We start from the raw sequence: 16,871 nt of genomic DNA on the forward strand, positions 1-16,871 counted from the left end.
ATTTGTGCGAGGACAGTATCTTTTTGCGGGCTCATCGACTATAAAACCAGGCATGGACCTATTCTCAGCCTCTGCCGCAGCCCACAGTTCTTCGCCACTTTCCGAGATTCTTCGCCCGAAAAATCTCGACGAGATTATTGGCCAAGAAAAAACTCTGGGCCCGCAATCAAAGCTGGGACAAATGCTCCGCAAAGGCTATTTGCCAAGTCTCATTGTCTGGGGGCCTCCGGGCACGGGCAAAACGACATTTGCACTGGCTCTGTCGCAACACTTTAACGCACACTTCGTAAATCTCAATGCCGTAGACACAGGTGCCAAAGCACTCCGAGAAGTGGGCGAGCAAGGTCGCGACCGTCGCATTCAATTCCAGCAAAAGACAGTTCTTTTCGTAGACGAAATTCATCGTTTCAATAAATCCCAACAAGACGTCCTTCTGCCATTCGTGGAAAAAGGCGATCTTGTCCTGATTGGTGCAACGACAGAAAACCCAAGCTACGAGCTAAATCGCGCCTTGCTTAGCCGTTGTCGTGTCGTCGTATTTGAACGCCTGACAGAGGAAAACTTAAGACAAATTCTAACAAGAGCCGGCGCTCACTACAAAAAATCCATCGATCAAATTCTAACTCCAGAGGCGATTGAAAATTTACTGCAGTATTCAGACGGCGATGCGCGCAGACTGATCAACAGTCTCGAAATCCTGTACAACTTCTCTAAAGACATGGATGGCGAGTTGATGGACATGGCAGAAATGCGCGAGCTCCTTCAACAAAATCCACTGGGCTACGATAAAGCCTCAGAGATGCACTACGACCTGATCTCCGCATTCATCAAGAGTGTCAGAGGCAGCGATCCAGATGCAGCAGTTTATTATCTCGCAAGAATGCTTGATGGCGGCGAAGATCCAATCTTCATCGCAAGAAGACTTATCATTCTTGCCTCCGAAGATATCGGTAATGCCGACCCCCGCGGAATTTCCGTAGCCATCGCGGGTTTACAAGCCGTCGAAGCGATCGGTCTTCCAGAGGGCGCAATCACGCTTGCGCAAGTAACGACGTATTTAGCGTCATGCCCGAAATCAAATGCGGCTTACATGGCTCTCAATAATGCGCGCGCCTTAGTTGAGCAAACGCGTACTCTGCCAGTGCCGCTTCATCTAAGATCTGCAAAAACAGCTCTGGCAAAGGATCTTGGTTACGGCAAAGACTATAAGTATCCACACAACTATCCAACCGGTTGGACAGAGCAAAGCTATCTTCCTGAAGAAGTTAAAGACGCAAAACTCTATGAGCCAACGACTCACGGCTTTGAAAAAACCATTCGTGAATATCTCAATTGGATGAAGAACCGCAAATCAGAATAAAAACTAGTGAAGAGGCCAGCAGCGGCCTCAAGATTTCTTCAAATGTCGTATTTCAACGGCGAATGTGAAAAAGATTTTCTATTATATAGCTCTTTGAGCACAGATGCAGACACATGGAACAGTTCCATGAGCGGTATGTGCGTGTTTTGTATTAGCGGGAATCTCTACGCGATCACCGGGTCTCAATACAAATTGATTCCCTGAGATGTTAAAGAGCATTTCGCCTTCTACAACGATACGCACTTCAGCGAACGGATGACGATGATCTGGAATTTTCGTTTGTGGCTCATACACTTCCTCGTACGGCTCAAGACCTTCTGATTCAAGAATCAGATTTACTTGTGCTTTGCTCGGAATGATAGGTGCTTGCCAACGTGTGATGATCATAAATATTCGCCTTCGCTTTCGGACTTACTATCTCAAATCGAAACGCGAGAAACAAGTCACACCGCGGATGTTCTCGTGATGAGACAACCTCTGCCGGGCAAGAGACCTGATTCAACATCTTTTTATGTTTTTTCATTAAGTCCAACAACAGATTGTCGATACCTCTATTGTTGGAAGGACCCTAAGTATTAGGGGAGGGATATTTTGAGCAATTCTAAATCTAAATCGACACATGCGGAACTAGATCACATCTTGAATTTTGTCGATTCATCGAAAGGTCTTCGTGCGAAGATCAATGAGTCGGGTCGAGTGCAAATTCGCCAAGATCTTGATGGCAAACTATTTACGTTTAGCTCTCAAGAAGTGAGTGAAGTCCTTCACCGTGCAGACTCTGAAGGTAAGCCCTTCATTCAGGTGAATTTCAAGAATGGCTCAAAGGTATTGCTGACTGAAACTCTCGTAGGTTTCAAACCAATCGAAACACTTGGTTTAGATATGGGTCGCATTCCTAAAGTAGTGACAACTCCAGATCTAGTAAGTGTGTTTGAAGCTATCGAAGAGTCTATGGGCGCTGATAACGGCCTTGATACAGAGGTTGAGATCCTTAAAAAGGTCTATTTGGCGATTATTTCTGGTGGTGAGAAGGTTGGGTTTGACCTAACGACAGAACGTAAGTGGCTAAACAGACTTCTTGCGTCAAAATTTAAGGCTTCCGCTTAAATTTAAATAAAATCGACAACTTAAAAGTAAATTGCAAATAAACGAGGCAGCCAGCCTCGTTTATTTATTGGGCATTTTCAGGGTTCTCATTAAACTTTCGAAAAAAAGCTATTGACCTTTTTGAGGGCCTGAGCGAAAACCAGTCCCACTTCGGGGGTATAGCTCAGCTGGGAGAGCGTCTGATTTGCATTCAGAAGGTCGCAGGTTCGATCCCTGTTACCTCCACCAAGTTTTCTTTTTAAGACTTTTGTCGAAATGACGAAAAAATAAAAAAGAATGTTGACGAGGACAAAATACAGAGTAATATCTGTTCCTCGCGCCGCTGAAAAGCGGTGAGAAATTTTGAAAGTTCGCTCTTTGAAAACTGAATAGCTAGATATAATAGATTTTTGGGCTCTTAGTTCTATCAGCAATGATAGGACACAATTTCAAAAAAATATTCGAACAAACAACAGCGTAAAAGCTAGCTTGTTTGGGATGAAACAGAATTTAAACTGGAGAGTTTGATTCTGGCTCAGAACAAACGCTGGCGGCGTGCCTAATACATGCAAGTCGAACGGGGAAAGTAGCAATATGAGTACTAGTGGCGCACGGGTGAGTAACGCGTGGATAATCTGCCTTAGAGTGGGGGATAACTAGTCGAAAGATTAGCTAATACCGCATAAGACCACAAGAACTGCGGTTCAAGGGGTCAAAGGTTTTTCGCTCTAAGATGAGTCCGCGTAAGATTAGCTAGTTGGTGAGGTAATGGCTCACCAAGGCGACGATCTTTAACTGGTCTGAGAGGATGATCAGTCACACTGGAACTGAGACACGGTCCAGACTCCTACGGGAGGCAGCAGTAGGGAATATTGCACAATGGAGGAAACTCTGATGCAGCGACGCCGCGTGAGTGATGAAGGCCTTCGGGTCGTAAAGCTCTGTCGCAGGGGAATAACACAATGAATGTACCCTGTAAGAAAGGATCGGCTAACTTCGTGCCAGCAGCCGCGGTAAGACGAGGGATCCTAGCGTTGTTCGGAATCATTGGGCGTAAAGCGGGTGCAGGTGGCTATGTAAGTCAGGTGTGAAAGCCTGGGGCTCAACCCCAGAAGTGCATTTGATACTGCGTAGCTTGAGTGCTGGAGAGGTTACTAGAATTCCTGGTGTAGTGGTGAAATACGTAGATATCAGGAGGAATACCGGAGGCGAAGGCGGGTAACTGGCCAAGCACTGACACTCAGACCCGAAAGCGTGGGGATCAAACAGGATTAGATACCCTGGTAGTCCACGCCATAAACGATGGATACTTGTTGTTGGAGGTATTGACCCCTTCAGTGACGAAGCTAACGCGTTAAGTATCCCGCCTGGGGAGTACGGTCGCAAGATTAAAACTCAAAGAAATTGACGGGGGCCCGCACAAGCGGTGGAGCATGTGGTTTAATTCGATGCAACGCGAAGAACCTTACCTAGGCTTGACATGTACTGGAAGATTGGCGGAAACGCCGTCGCCCGCAAGGGTCGGTACACAGGTGCTGCATGGCTGTCGTCAGCTCGTGTCGTGAGATGTTGGGTTAAGTCCCGCAACGAGCGCAACCCCTGCATTTAGTTGCCAGCATTCAGTTGGGCACTCTAGATGGACTGCCGGTGTTAAACCGGAGGAAGGTGGGGATGACGTCAAGTCCTCATGGCCCTTATGCCTAGGGCTACACACGTGCTACAATGGTAGTCACAAACTGAAGCGAAGTCGCGAGATGGAGCTAATCGGAGAAAAGCTATCTAAGTTCAGATTGGTCTCTGCAACTCGAGACCATGAAGTTGGAATCGCTAGTAATCGCGGATCAGAATGCCGCGGTGAATACGTTCCCGGGCCTTGTACACACCGCCCGTCACACCATGAAAGTCGGCTGTACCAGAAGTCGCTGCGCTAACCGCAAGGAGGCAGGCGCCCAAGGTATGGTCGATGATTGGGGTGAAGTCGTAACAAGGTAGCCGTAGGGGAACCTGCGGCTGGATCACCTCCTTTCTAAGGATTATCCGGTCGATCTTCATCAAGACTTGATCTTGATAAGTCAAAACGACCCAATCTTAGGTCAACGCTCCTCTTCCCGAGGAAGCGTGAGTCCCAAAAATCTTTTCTAGCTATTTAGTTTTGAAAGAGTGAAAACTCTTCGAAGCATCTAACACGGGCCAGTAGCTCAGTTGGTTAGAGCACACGCTTGATAAGCGTGGGGTCGGAAGTTCGAGTCTTCCCTGGCCCACCAACTAATTGATCAGTTGGACTGTTGGAATGTTTTGAGGATTTTTGCTTGTGAACGTTTTTCGTTCTTTGACAATTGAATAGATTGATTTAGTTGATTTTTAGCGAGGTTAGTTCCATTTTTTAAAGCTACAAAGGGCTTACGGTGGATGCCTTGGCACTAAGAAGCGATGAAGGACGTGGTAAGCTGCGATAAGCTTCGGGGAGTGGCACACACACTTTGATCCGAAGATGTCCGAATGAGGAAACTCACCATTTAATGGTATCATTCACTGAATACATAGGTGTCTGAAGCGAACGAGGGGAAGTGAAACATCTCAGTACCCTCAGGAAGAGAAATCAAATCCGAGATTACCCTAGTAGTGGCGAGCGAACGGGTAAGAGGCTAAACCTTAATCATTTATTTGATTGAGGGGTCGTGGGACCACAATGTGCGACTCGAGAGGTTAGAACAACAGTCTGGAAAGTCTGGCGAGACAGGGTGATAGCCCCGTGTTCGAAAACCTCAGAAGCGCTAGTGGCATCCCGAGTACCACGAAACACGTGAAATTTCGTGGGAATCTAGGAGGACCACCTTCTAAGCCTAAATATTCCTTAGTGACCGATAGTGAACAAGTACCGTGAGGGAAAGGTGAAAAGAACCCCGAGAGGGGAGTGAAATAGAACCTGAAACCGTAAGTCTACAAGCAGTGGAAGCGCTTTATATGCGCGACCGCGTACCTTTTGCATAATGAGTCAGCGAGTTATGTTTGCAAGCGAGATTAAGCCGTTGAAGGTGTAGTCGTAGCGAAAGCGAGTCTGAATAGGGCGTTTAGTTTGCAGGCATAGACCCGAAACCCGGTGATCTAATCATGGACAGGTTGAAGCGAGGGTAACACCTCGTGGAGGACCGAACAAGTTGAGGTTGAAAACTCTTTTGATGATCTGTGATTAGGGGTGAAAGGCCAATCAAACTGGGTGATAGCTGGTTCTCCCCGAAATATATTTAGGTATAGCGTTGAGTAAAAAGTATCGTGGAGGTAGAGCACTGAATGGGCTAGGGGTCTTTACCGGATTACCAAACCCAAATAAACTCCGAATGCCACAGATATGTTCCTCAGCAGGCAGACTCAGGGTGATAAGGTCATGAGTCGAGAGGGAAAGAGCCCAGACCAACAGCTAAGGTCCCTAAATGCACGCTCAGTGGAGAACGTTGTGGAGTTACTTTGACAACTAGGAGGTTGGCTTAGAAGCAGCAATCCTTTAAAGAAAGCGTAATAGCTCACTAGTCTAGTGACTCTGCGCGGAAGATACAACGGGGCTAAGCGTGTTACCGAAGCTTTGGATTAAGATATTTTATATTTTAGTGGTAGGGGAGCGTTCTAGCGTAGGATGAAGGTTGACCGGTAGGACAGCTGGACGAACTAGAAGTGATCATGCTGACATAAGTAGCGTTGAACTCGGGTGAAAAACCCGGGCGCCGAAAACTCAAGGATTCCTGGGCAAGGATAATCCTCCCAGGGTTAGTCGAGACCTAAGATGAGGCCAAGTGGCGTAATCGATGGCAAAACGGTTAATATTCCGTTACCTAACAGATTGTGTTTAAGGAATGACGGTATAGGCTATCTCAGCCTCTTATTGGATTGAGGTGTAAGCGTGTAGGTGGTGTCGTAGGCAAATCCGCGGCACATAACACTGAGGCGTGAATGCGAGGGACTTGTCCCGGAAGTGAGAAAAGCCATGTATCCAAGAAAAGTTTCGTAAATTTAGATTTGTTAGCTCGTACCGTAAACCGACTCAGGTGAGTGGGGTGAATATCCTAAGGCGATGGGGTGAATTTTGGTCAAGGAACTCGGCAACTTAACACCGTAACTTCGGGAAAAGGTGTGCCCGCGAGAGTGTAAGGATTTACTCCCCAAGCTTTTTCGGGTCGCAGAGAAATGGGAGTAGCGACTGTTTATCAAAAACACAGGCATGTGCAAAGTCTCAAGACGAAGTATACATGCTGACGCCTGCCCGGTGCTGGAAGGTTAAGAGGATTAGTTAGCGTAAGCGAAGCTGAGAATCGAAGCCCCAGTAAACGGCGGCCGTAACTATAACGGTCCTAAGGTAGCGAAATTCCTTGTCGGGTAAGTTCCGACCTGCACGAATGGCGTAACGACTTCTCCGGTGTCTCGACCAAATGCCTCGCGAAATTGAATTCTCGGTGAAAATGCCGAGTACCCGCAGAAAGACGGAAAGACCCCGTGAACCTTTACTGTAGCTTGGCAGTGATTTTAGAGTTGGCATGTGTAGGATAGGTGGGAGACTTTGAAGCAGGGGCGCTAGCCCTTGTGGAGTCAACCTTGAAATACCACCCTTGGCACCTTTGAAATCTAACCTGCTGCTCTTTACGAGCAGAGGGACACTGTCTGGTGGGCAGTTTGACTGGGGCGGTCGCCTCCCAAAAAGTAACGGAGGCGCGCGATGGTCCCCTCAGCCTGATTGGAAACCAGGCGTCGAGTGCATTGGCATAAGGGGGCTTGACTGCGAGACCTACAAGTCGAGCAGATGCGAAAGCAGGCCAAAGTGATCCGGTGGTCCCGCGTGGAAGGGCCATCGCTCAACGGATAAAAGGTACTCCGGGGATAACAGGCTTATTCCATCCAAGAGTCCATATCGACGATGGAGTTTGGCACCTCGATGTCGGCTCATCACATCCTGGGGCTGGAGCAGGTCCCAAGGGTTTAGCTGTTCGCTAATTAAAGTGGTACGCGAGCTGGGTTCAGAACGTCGTGAGACAGTTTGGTCCTTATCTTCTGTGGGCGTATGAGATTTGAGTAGACCTGTCCTTAGTACGAGAGGACCGGGATGGACGAACCTCTGGTGTTCCTGTTGTTCTGCCAAGAGCAATGCAGGGTAGCTATGTTCGGAACTGATAACCGCTGAAAGCATCTAAGCGGGAAGCAGACTACGAGATTAGATCTCACTGGGGCTTCGGCCCCCTAAAGACTCCTTGGAGACTACGAGGTTGATAGGCGGAAGGTGTAAGTACAGTAATGTATTCAGCTGATCCGTACTAATAGGTCGTGAGGCTTTTTTAAAAAAATTTTCTTCTTAACATTGTTAACGAAGTTTTCGTCTCAAAGACTTTTCCTTCGGGAAAATAGAGACTATCTCTCTGAATAAGTAAGAGAGCTAAATCTGGAACTAACCGATCTACTCTAACGAAGTTAGAGTGCAGACGATCGCTAAAAATCAGCTAAATCAATCATTCAGTTATCAAAATAAGAAAGTAACTTCTCCATTTGGATTGGAAGAAAGTTGCAAAACGAAAAAGGAAGTACTAAGAATGCTTCCACTTTGATTAATAAACGCTTTGCTGGTGTTTATAGCAGAGGGGCCACACCTGATCCCATTCCGAACTCAGAAGTTAAGTCCTCTTGCGGCGATGGTATTGCACGGGCAACCGTGTGGGAGAGTAGCACGACGCCAGCTCTTTTTTACTCGAACCCGATTAGCCTTAAAACTAATCGGGTTTTTTATTATCCTTTTTATAAATAAAATATTATTTATGTCTCTTGGTGATTAGTTCTGGGATTTTTTTAAGTATTGATCATTGAAGAGAACCGCTACTCACTTGAAATACCTCTCAAGCAAAGATTTTCTTCGTTCTTATTAGATCGTTTTTTTCGTGGGAAAAGAAAAGGCACTTCAACGAGCGCCTTTTTTATTTCTTAGTGTTGTGCCGGCTGAGTTTGCTGATTCGGTTGTTGCTGCTGTCTTTGTGTTGGTGGTGCTTGGTTCGCTGGAGCTTGTTGAGTGTTTGGTGGTTGACCTACTTGAGCGCCACTTTGATTGCCCTGTTGGTTTGGTTGCATACCTTGAGGTGGTTGGGCTGCTTGTGGTTGTTGCACTTGTTGATTTGTTTCAGCAGCATTTTGTTGTGGATTTGCTTGCTGGTTTTGTGTCGGTGCTTGTTGTCCTTGTTGAACTTTGTTTCCACCTTGTTGTTGGGCTTCTGGTGGTGGAGTCTGATGATTCAGGTCGTTCATTGTGTATGTGCGACCGATTTCGAAGATTTTGTTTTTGGATTTGATGTCGAACAAACTCATTTGCAAAATGATGCCTGGGTTTTCTTCGTCTGGTAGATCCATGATTTCTACTTCGAGGTAAGCAGTTCCTTCTTTAACTCTTTGAATGCCGGGTTTTGCTTTTCCTAAGATGGCGCGCGCAAGTTCAGAACCATTTCTATATTCTACAGTCGCGATGTGGCTCCATTGAGCTGGAAGTTGTTTTGCTTTTCCCAAGGCGATCAAATCGTCATCGATCAGTTTTACTAATTGTTCTGCGGGAGTTAGTTGCACGCAGGTAGCGGCGCTTTTGCCGATGATTTTTTTCTTCGCGATTTGCATGCCTTCTTCGTTCAACGTTAGAAATGCAATGGCTGCTGCTGAAATGATAACTAAGGCGCCGATGAGTTTATAAAGCATGATGTCCTCGCTGGTGGCTGTAGGAATATTATTAGAAACAAAGAGGAGGCGCTCAAAGGCTTTCGCAGATTAGCCCAAAATCGCTCCTTCGGGCTAGGTCCTCTTAAAAATCTAAGCAGTTGAAATTCTTAAGTAAAAGGGCCTTTTTGAGGGCTGCTGTCTAAAGGATCTACAGTTCTGTTCGTCACCCTTCCTTTTCGTAACCTGTGACATATCTAATGAATTCAATAACTTAGCCGTATCGTTAAAATCTGGCATCAAGGTTGGATATAAGAAGGCAGGAGAGGTGTCTTATGAAAGCGCTTACTAAATTCGCAGCTATGTCCTTTGTTGTCGGACTTTACGTGGGATGTTCCCCAGTGAAGTTCTCTTTGGATGATAGCAAGTGCTTAGATAGCGGCTGTGTGGTTGAAAACGGAAAATACTCGTTCAACTATTCGGTCACTGCGGGTGCAGGAAAGGTTGATATCCTGATTGTCGATGACAACTCAGCATCAATGTCTTTCGAGCAAAAGCGTTTGGCTCCTCGCTTTGCTAACTTTATTCAAAACTTGGATGCACGCGGAGTGGATTACCGTATCGCGATCACGACGACTGACGTGAGCGGTGGTAAATTCCCGCAAGGTGGTAAGTTGATTTCGTTTGGAGATGGTAGCTCTTACCTGACTCCTTCGAATGCAAACCGTTTTTCATTATTTAATTCTGCGATTCAAAGACCTGAAACAGCGTCCTGTGAAAACTGGATTGCACAGAATTTCTCATCACAGAATACATCTGCGTATGCAGCGGCTTATTCAGAGAATTGTCCATCAGGTGATGAGCGCGGTATTTATTCTGCAAATTTAGTGGTGCAGAATAATCCAAGCAACTTCATCAGAAGTGATGCTCACTTGTCGATTATCTTCTTAGGTGATGAAGATGAAAGAAGTGGTCAATATCGTAATGCCGAAAACGGTGAAACAAACTGGTTAGTGACTTCTACATTAAGTGAATTGGACTTACCAGCGACTCTTGTGAATAAAGTGAAGTCTGTCTATGGCACTGATAAATATAATTCCTTGAGTGTGCATGCGATTATGGTGAGACCTGGCGATACAGCGTGTTTGGCAGTGCAAAACAGTCAAGCGCTTGGCAACCCAGTGAATCCGGCGACGGCGGGTGCAGTATCTGGTAGCTACGGTAAAGCATATCAAGCATTTATCACGAGCAACTGGGGTGTCGCTGCAGACATCTGTTCGGAAAACTATACGGGTCAGCTTGGCAACATTCAGACACGTATCGAAAATGCGATCAAAGATATCATGCTTCAATGTTCAAACCCTGAAGACCTTATCGTGACTGTGTCGGGTTCTGCGGTTTCTCACTGGGTTGATGGTAAGACGTTGCACTTTAATCAGTACTTGGCTCCAGGTACGAGTGTGAGCTTGTCATACAAGTGCTCGAGCTTGTAATTCGAATTTAAAAATTAAAACCACCGACGGCGAACTCACAAGGTTCGTCGTTTTTTATTATGGTTGAAGAAAAAATTCAGTAAATTTTGAAAGACACAATAGACATCAGTTAAAGCTTGTAGAGATTGTTTCCGTCTCGAAGCGAGACGGAAGAGTGTGAATGTTTGAGAAAGTGGCGAAGTAGTTTACAGAAAATTTTCGAGAATTTTTCAAACCTGTAAAAGTTTTTTTATACTGCATTTATTCGATTTCATAGCTTTAGTCTGGGGTCTTACTTCCGATAAAAAATCCATGGGAATGTTAGATCGTTACAAGAAAAAGGGCGGCTTCTTTCAACTTCTTCAATTGTTGGAGACTTCTCCTTCTGCAAAGAGGGAACAGTTTCTAACTTTGATCGCGGGTGAGAGCCCAGTATGGGAAGAGGCACTTCGACAAAGAATTCTAACTATCACAAGAGTGTATTCTTGGGATGGTCAATATCTGGTAGAGATTTTCTCGCGCGTGCAGCCGATGACTTTGGCTTATGCGCTTCATGGAAATCCTCCAGAGCAAATCGAGCAGCTATTAAGTTGTCTGCCACCGATTTCAAAAAGAAAAATCACTGATTTGATGACGGAATCAAATCCTTCTGCAGCAGAGAAGGGAACTTGTATTTCGAAAATGCTGTCAGAGGTTCGTGGTTTTATCTCTCAAGGGATTATTCGCCTTGATAAGGTTGATCCTGAATTGCATATCCCTGAAAACATCGAAGAGGTTTTGAGCTCGACGGTGCATGCAGTTCCGCTGTATGAAACAGATGCGATGAAGAAAGACTCGAAGCCAAATATCGTTGGTGACAACGATGGTGCGGTCGCAGCTCCTGCGAATTCGCAAGAGACTGAGTTCTTGAAACGCAAAGTGAATCAATTGGCATCAGAGGTCAATGCTTTGAAGCATGAAAACTCTGTGTTGAAAGATAAGCTCGCGCAGATTAAGAAAATCGCTTAGTCGAAAAATAAAATATAATTGAAGAAATGGCTTGCTCAGAAAACTGCGCAGGCCATTTTTATTTCGCCAACGCCAACGCCAACGCCAACGCCAACGCCAACACTGGTGGTAGGTTCATTAGATGAAATAGCTGGAGAATTGTTTTGCCAGTTGCAGAACAATAACGTCGGCGGTGTCGTTGTCTACAGACGTCCACTCTTGTTTGCGCTCGTATTTTTTCTTTGTTCGTGATGTTTACAAAATAATTAGGGCTAGATTTATTTACTCAAATTAGAAAAGTCGCGCGTCGTTTTGAGAAATTGTTTGAAGGAGAAGTAAAGTTGCATCTCTTTCATTGGTTAATTCTATCTAGAGCAATTGTTCGGAAAACTGTTCATAGAATTGACAAAACTAGATCTGACTAAACTCGTGAAACCCGCGTCCGATAGAGCTTTCGTAGTGCGTGGGGTAGTACAAATGAAAGCTTCGACTTTTCACTTAGTGATGGGTGTTCTCGTATTTTCAGTAGCAACTCAGGCTCAAGCGAGCTCTAAGAACGATGGTCGTGAGGAGCAATTCCTTACTGAAGTTGCAGTGAAGTCCGATGATGCCGCTTCTAAAACCGGATTCCTTGAATCCATTCCAGATGGCTTGAACACAAAGGATATCAGTCCTTCCTGTGACCCGAAATATTTCGAGGACACAGTGTTAAGTAAAAAGCGCTCTTCTGCAGAGTACTTTAAACTTGCGAAAGACTATTTCGTCCGTTGTGAATCTGAATTGTCACAAAAGTCACCCAAAGGTGTGTTGGCTTTAGTGAAGTATTCGATGTTCAAATATCCATTCTTGCAACATCCGCAAGTAAAAGAGTTCACTATGACTCTTTCGAACGGAATTAAGTTGCCAGCGATCATGGCTTTGAAAAATGATCCGCGTCCTCGTCCTCTGGTCGTGGTGAAGTGCGGAACATTTTGTTCTGCATCTGAATCACCGTCGATGAAGGCTTATTTGATGAGCTTGTTTGATCAAAGCCCATTCAATGTTGTCTTGCTCGCAAGTCAGACGGGGCTCGACTATATGGAATTGAATCATATCGTCTCTTTAGGTGGTTATTCTGAAGGGTATGAGGCTTTGCTTGCCGGTCAATGGTTGAAGGAACAGTGGGCCTATAAAGACCGTATATCCAGCATGCATTTGATGGGTATCAGCTTGGGTGGTAACGCTGCGATCTTTGGTGCGACATACAATGACATGTATCCTCAAGCAGACGGCTCAAAAGTTTTCAACTCTGTGGCAGCGATTTGTCCTGTGGTGAGTTTGAAGCCGACTCTTGAAAGTCTGTATGGCAGCTTGATTGTTGGTCCTGTATTCGCGAATTTGACGAAGCAGCAGTTCGTTGATGCTCGTAAAGGTTTGAATGTTGCGGACCTTTTGGAAGATAGCCGTCTTCCTAAAAAGAAAAGCGAGATGGTAGATTTCATTGGCAATCTTGCTTCAACGTCTCTGCAGCGTCGTGGAATTGCTAGTACGCCAGATTCATTCTTTAAATCGAATAACTTCTGGAATTGGAAGCCAAGGGTGGCAACTCCGATGTTGGTGTGGGCTGCGAAGAACGACATCGTCGTGAATAATAAGTTGAATGCTTATGTGATGGAGAACGATGATTACTATGAGAAGTCTCCGTATGTGGGCGTTTTAAATATCGCTTATGGTAGTCACTGTGGTTTTCAAGGTGCCTACGGTCCTTTGGCGACGTCAGCAGTACTGAGAACTTTCGTGATGACTCATAGTCCGGAATTCTTGCCGACATATTATCAAACTGTGACTCCGTGGAGTTATGGCTTCAAAAAAATGTACGGTGTTGAAGAACACGTGGGCCAAGCATTTGAATTTAAATCTGGTTCAAGCGATGTGAAAGTGTCATTCCGTATCTTTAACTGGAGTGGCAGCAAATGTTACGAAGCGGGACCTTGGAGTGGCACAGACGAATGTGTGACGACGAAGTCTTATGCCGTGCCAGTGAGTTCGTTGAAATCACTAGGCGCGCGCGTGCCACGAAGCGCGATCGAAGCGCAGGCAATCACTCGCGAGTTCAATACGAAAGTGGAATTTAGAACGAAGGATTATCAGCCGCTCAACGGTACTAATGCCGGGGAGTTCGTGATGGTGACTCGTACTAATTTTGAATAAATAAAAAAAAGCGCGGAACTTCCGCGCTTTTTCTATTACGTTGAGTTAGCAAATCGTTACTCAATGCTAGCTAATGCTTGGCGAAGAGCATCTTCATCTTTAACACCAACGAATACCAATTCTGTTTTACGATCGGCTTTGACAGAGCCACCAGAAGCTTCAGATGCGCCTTTGCCCACTGCAGTTACTGGTACGTCTTTCAATCCATTTTTTTGTAGGATTGATTTAACTTGTTCAGCTCTGGCTTTAGAGATTCTTTCGTTAGTTTTGTCGCTACCAGTAGCGTCAGTGTAACCAACGACTTCCACTCTTTCTAAAAGGTCGCTATTTTCATTCAAGACTTTTGCGACTTTAGACAATCTTTGAGTGTCTGCTTTAGATACTTTGTAAGCACCTGAAGAGAACTCGATCGCACCAGCTGTTGCAAGAGAGCTGTAAGCTACGTCGCGCAGTACTGGAGCTTCTTCAACTGGGGCAGCCTCAGTCAATGCTTGTGATGATGTATCTACAGGCTCTGCTTGAACTGTTCTTGCTGAAGTTTTGTAAGCGTGTGGATTCCAACCGATTTGCAAGTCCACGAGGTACATGTACGCCGGTTCGCCGGTATTATTAGTCAGTGCCATCGCACGACCACCCACGCGGCCTAACCATGCTGGAGCCATGTTGAACTCTTTAAGTACTTGCAAACCTACGAATTGCGCGTCGGCTTGTTCTGCACCGTAGAATTCACCTTGACCCATGAATTGGTCGGCTACGACACCTGTTTGCCAGCGAGAGTCTGAACGATAACGAGCAGCGAGTTCGACCGCAGCATTATTAATGCTGGATTGTACGGCTGTTGTTTGGCTGAAAGATTGGGAGTTGAAACCGTAACCAACCTCACCAACCCAAGGCGATTCGAAATAATAAGAACCTAATAGTTTTAATGTTCCTGGTGTACCTTCCACAGAACCATTACCACCACCGTCATATCCAGTGTAACCACCACCGGCCCCGATAAATGGAATTAGGCCTTGCGGATTTGTTTCAACCGCCTCTTTCGAAAATTGAAGCGTACTGGAAGTTGCCGATTGGTCCTGAGCCTGTGCAAGGGCCCCAACGAACAGCAATGAAGCAAGAATGAGTTTTTTCATGGGTGTCTCCTTTTTTCTGTCAGTCTCAGTATCCGCCTGATTTTCCATAGGTCAAATTTTAGGAGCATCATAAACTCATTTGTGTAGTCATACATGGAGGAGCCATGTGTGCTGTCATTCGCTGGATCTACAATTATTTCGCACGCGAAATTTTTTAGACGAGAGTTATATCAGTGCGTGTGTGCTTTAGATGGAAAAACGATTCCGAAAAGATAAACGCAAAGGCCTAAGAGTAAGAACGCAATGGAAAGAATGCACACGCCCTGCCACTGATACTTGCTCCATGCATAGCTTGCGAGCCATGAGCCCATCGCTGCGCCAGAGAAGTACGCAAACATATAAGCTGTGTTCAAGCGACTGCGCGCCTCAGGCAGAAGACTATAGATACGCGTTTGATTAGCAACGTGCGCAGCTTGCACGCCTAGGTCCATCACAAAGACACCAATGCCCAACGCAATCAGTGAAGTGCTTCCCCAAATTAGGAAAATAAAAAACGAAAGTAATGTTAAGAGAATACCGAAGCCCACCGAATTGCGTGGATTGCTGCGGTCCGATTTACTTCCGACAATAGGAGCAGCCAAAACACTAACAGCACCAATAAGGCCGAAGACACCAACTGTTTTGACTCCAAGATTGAAGGGCTCATGACTGACAAGATGGATCAGTGTTGCCCAGAACGCACAGAATGAGGCGTTAAGGACCGCACCGAAGAGCATGCTTTCACGAAGTTGCGGCAGAGTTTTAACTAAGTGCCACACCGATTGTAAAAGTCCCCAGTAACTTCCTTGATAAGTGGGCTCACTACGAGGAAGTGTGATTTTTAAGGCGGCTCCTAAAATCACTAAAGCGACTCCGGCAGAAATAAACATCACGCGCCAACCGAAGGCATCACCGACGAAGCCCGCAACGGTGCGAGATAACAAGATGCCAAGTAACAAACCACTCATCACAATGCCAACAACTTTGCCACGCGTTTCAACCGGCGCAAGGTTTGCGGCAAAGGGGATTGTTAGATGGGGAGTCATCGTTGAGATGCCAATGAAGAAACTAAAGATATAAGCAGCGGTTAGACTTTGTGAAAAACCGAAGGCCATCATAGAAAAACCTGACAGCACGGTGAACAAAACAATTAAGAATTTTCTTTCACTGCGATCGCCCATAGGCACGAGCAATAACATCCCCAGAGCATAACTAATTTGTGTCAGTGTTGGAATCCAACCAATTTCAGTATCACTACCGCCTAAGCTTTGCTGAATTTGTTGCAGCAAAGGTTGGCAGTAGTAAAGATTGGCGACACAGATCCCGGCCGCAAGAGCCATGGACCACAACACTGACTTTTTCATTACTTAAACATGAACGGCATCGCCGCAGAGTCTATAGTTTTTGTTCCTTGTTGAATGCGACCGCGAATTTCCCAGGCACCTTCCATTGAAAACAAAACTTGTGTCACATGATAAAGGCCAGGGACTTTATCATCTTTTTTTAAGACAACAGGTTCTGATCCGTGACCCATGTCAGGCATATATAAAGAAACAACCAATTGCTGATCTGCTTTAAGAACGGCGGGTTTGTTTAATTGCCTACCTTGGTTTAAATCCCAAAGTTTCAAATCAAATTCAGCGGCGTCTTTTGCAGTCGGTGCCGCAACGACAACTGGTTTTTTTGTCCAGGTAACAACGCCACAGAATTTCTGTTGTGAGAAATACATGTCACAACCTTCCGGCGCTTTGCCCTTCTTTTTCGCAAACGCAGTTTCAAATGATAACGCCATTAATAGAACTAAAACGTAACGCATAGTCACCTCAACATCTTTGATCGCCTCACTATAGAAAGCCAAATCGGGGGCGGCAAGTCTTAAGTGCTTAGGAGATATGAACAAAAGTCAAAGTGCACACCGTGCCACGTATTGTTGCGGTCTAGAAATTGGCTTAAAAGCAGTGTGACGACAATGTCCGAAAATGGCCAGTTGTAGAG

General features: G+C 45.6%; 11 protein-coding genes, 2 tRNA genes and 3 rRNA genes. 11 read left to right on the top strand and 5 right to left on the bottom strand.

Going from position 1 to position 16,871, the window contains the following annotated elements; genetic code table 11:
• Positions 1–52: 52 nt before the first annotated feature.
• Positions 53–1,360, top strand: a complete 1,308-nt coding sequence (locus DOE51_RS04160; RefSeq protein WP_142695319.1) for a replication-associated recombination protein A — start codon at positions 53–55, stop codon at positions 1,358–1,360.
• 81 nt (positions 1,361–1,441) lie between these two features.
• Here the strand turns inward: DOE51_RS04160 and DOE51_RS04165 are convergent, their stop codons facing one another.
• Positions 1,442–1,747, bottom strand: coding sequence for a cupin domain-containing protein (locus DOE51_RS04165; RefSeq protein WP_142695320.1), 306 nt, complete (start codon positions 1,745–1,747; stop codon positions 1,442–1,444).
• Between the two features lie 204 nt (positions 1,748–1,951).
• Between DOE51_RS04165 and DOE51_RS04170 the strand changes: the two genes are divergently transcribed.
• The 6 genes from DOE51_RS04170 to rrf all read left to right on the top strand — a co-directional run bounded on the left by DOE51_RS04170 (position 1,952) and on the right by rrf (position 8,162).
• Positions 1,952–2,467: a hypothetical protein gene (locus DOE51_RS04170; RefSeq protein WP_142695321.1), complete on the top strand. Its 516-nt coding sequence runs from the start codon at positions 1,952–1,954 to the stop codon at positions 2,465–2,467.
• 152 nt (positions 2,468–2,619) lie between these two features.
• Positions 2,620–2,695, top strand: a tRNA-Ala gene (locus DOE51_RS04175).
• Positions 2,696–2,958: 263 nt separating this feature from the next.
• Positions 2,959–4,472 (top strand): 16S ribosomal RNA (locus DOE51_RS04180).
• 161 nt (positions 4,473–4,633) lie between these two features.
• Positions 4,634–4,710 (top strand) — tRNA-Ile (locus DOE51_RS04185).
• Between the two features lie 118 nt (positions 4,711–4,828).
• Positions 4,829–7,768 (top strand): 23S ribosomal RNA (locus DOE51_RS04190).
• A gap of 277 nt (positions 7,769–8,045) precedes the next feature.
• Positions 8,046–8,162: ribosomal RNA gene (gene rrf / locus DOE51_RS04195) — 5S ribosomal RNA — on the top strand.
• The 16S, 23S and 5S rRNA genes sit together here with 2 tRNA genes alongside, the layout of an rRNA operon.
• A gap of 239 nt (positions 8,163–8,401) precedes the next feature.
• Here the strand turns inward: rrf and DOE51_RS04200 are convergent.
• Positions 8,402–9,157 carry a hypothetical protein gene (locus DOE51_RS04200; RefSeq protein ID WP_210415560.1) on the bottom strand — a complete coding sequence of 252 codons (756 nt, stop codon included), beginning with the start codon at positions 9,155–9,157 and terminating at the stop codon, positions 8,402–8,404.
• A 293-nt stretch (positions 9,158–9,450) separates the two neighbouring features.
• On the opposite strand from DOE51_RS04200, the gene DOE51_RS04205 reads away from it, so the two are divergent.
• The 4 genes from DOE51_RS04205 to DOE51_RS04220 all read left to right on the top strand — a co-directional run bounded on the left by DOE51_RS04205 (position 9,451) and on the right by DOE51_RS04220 (position 13,764).
• Positions 9,451–10,608 carry a hypothetical protein gene (locus DOE51_RS04205; RefSeq protein WP_142695322.1) on the top strand — a complete coding sequence of 386 codons (1,158 nt, stop codon included), beginning with the start codon at positions 9,451–9,453 and terminating at the stop codon, positions 10,606–10,608.
• Between the two features lie 291 nt (positions 10,609–10,899).
• A complete protein-coding gene (locus DOE51_RS04210) occupies positions 10,900–11,595 on the top strand; it encodes a FliG C-terminal domain-containing protein (protein ID WP_142695323.1) in 696 nt (231 codons plus the stop codon).
• A gap of 18 nt (positions 11,596–11,613) precedes the next feature.
• On the top strand, positions 11,614–11,826 hold the full coding sequence (locus DOE51_RS04215) for a hypothetical protein (RefSeq protein ID WP_142695324.1): 213 nt from the start codon (positions 11,614–11,616) through the stop codon (positions 11,824–11,826).
• Positions 11,827–12,051: 225 nt separating this feature from the next.
• Positions 12,052–13,764, top strand: a complete 1,713-nt coding sequence (locus DOE51_RS04220; RefSeq protein WP_142695325.1) for a S9 family peptidase — start codon at positions 12,052–12,054, stop codon at positions 13,762–13,764.
• A gap of 56 nt (positions 13,765–13,820) precedes the next feature.
• Here the strand turns inward: DOE51_RS04220 and DOE51_RS04225 are convergent, their stop codons facing one another.
• The 3 genes from DOE51_RS04225 to DOE51_RS04235 all read right to left on the bottom strand — a co-directional run bounded on the left by DOE51_RS04225 (position 13,821) and on the right by DOE51_RS04235 (position 16,692).
• The gene (locus tag DOE51_RS04225) at positions 13,821–14,897 is read right to left on the bottom strand and encodes an OmpA family protein (protein WP_142695326.1); all 1,077 of its coding nucleotides are present in this window, start codon (positions 14,895–14,897) and stop codon (positions 13,821–13,823) included.
• A gap of 170 nt (positions 14,898–15,067) precedes the next feature.
• Complete coding sequence (locus tag DOE51_RS04230) at positions 15,068–16,240, bottom strand: MFS transporter (protein ID WP_142695327.1); 1,173 nt, start codon at positions 16,238–16,240, stop codon at positions 15,068–15,070.
• Positions 16,240–16,692, bottom strand: coding sequence for a hypothetical protein (locus tag DOE51_RS04235; RefSeq protein WP_142695328.1), 453 nt, complete (start codon positions 16,690–16,692; stop codon positions 16,240–16,242). The genes DOE51_RS04230 and DOE51_RS04235 overlap by 1 nt, the downstream gene beginning before the upstream one ends.
• Positions 16,693–16,871 lie beyond the last annotated feature (179 nt).

Source organism: Bdellovibrio sp. NC01 (genome assembly GCF_006874625.1).
In the GTDB taxonomy this organism is placed as follows: domain Bacteria; phylum Bdellovibrionota; class Bdellovibrionia; order Bdellovibrionales; family Bdellovibrionaceae; genus Bdellovibrio.

Bases quoted from the DNA above. Each gene is read 5' to 3' on its own strand.
- DOE51_RS04160 (WP_142695319.1), top strand. From the start codon at position 53: ATGGACCTATTCTCAGCCTCTGCCGCAGCCCACAGTTCTTCGCCACTT.
- DOE51_RS04165 (WP_142695320.1), bottom strand. From the start codon at position 1,747: ATGATCATCACACGTTGGCAAGCACCTATCATTCCGAGCAAAGCACAA.
- DOE51_RS04200 (WP_210415560.1), bottom strand. From the start codon at position 9,157: ATGCTTTATAAACTCATCGGCGCCTTAGTTATCATTTCAGCAGCAGCC.
- DOE51_RS04205 (WP_142695322.1), top strand. From the start codon at position 9,451: ATGAAAGCGCTTACTAAATTCGCAGCTATGTCCTTTGTTGTCGGACTT.
- DOE51_RS04210 (WP_142695323.1), top strand. From the start codon at position 10,900: ATGGGAATGTTAGATCGTTACAAGAAAAAGGGCGGCTTCTTTCAACTT.
- DOE51_RS04220 (WP_142695325.1), top strand. From the start codon at position 12,052: ATGAAAGCTTCGACTTTTCACTTAGTGATGGGTGTTCTCGTATTTTCA.
- DOE51_RS04225 (WP_142695326.1), bottom strand. From the start codon at position 14,897: ATGAAAAAACTCATTCTTGCTTCATTGCTGTTCGTTGGGGCCCTTGCA.
- DOE51_RS04230 (WP_142695327.1), bottom strand. From the start codon at position 16,240: ATGAAAAAGTCAGTGTTGTGGTCCATGGCTCTTGCGGCCGGGATCTGT.
- DOE51_RS04235 (WP_142695328.1), bottom strand. From the start codon at position 16,692: ATGCGTTACGTTTTAGTTCTATTAATGGCGTTATCATTTGAAACTGCG.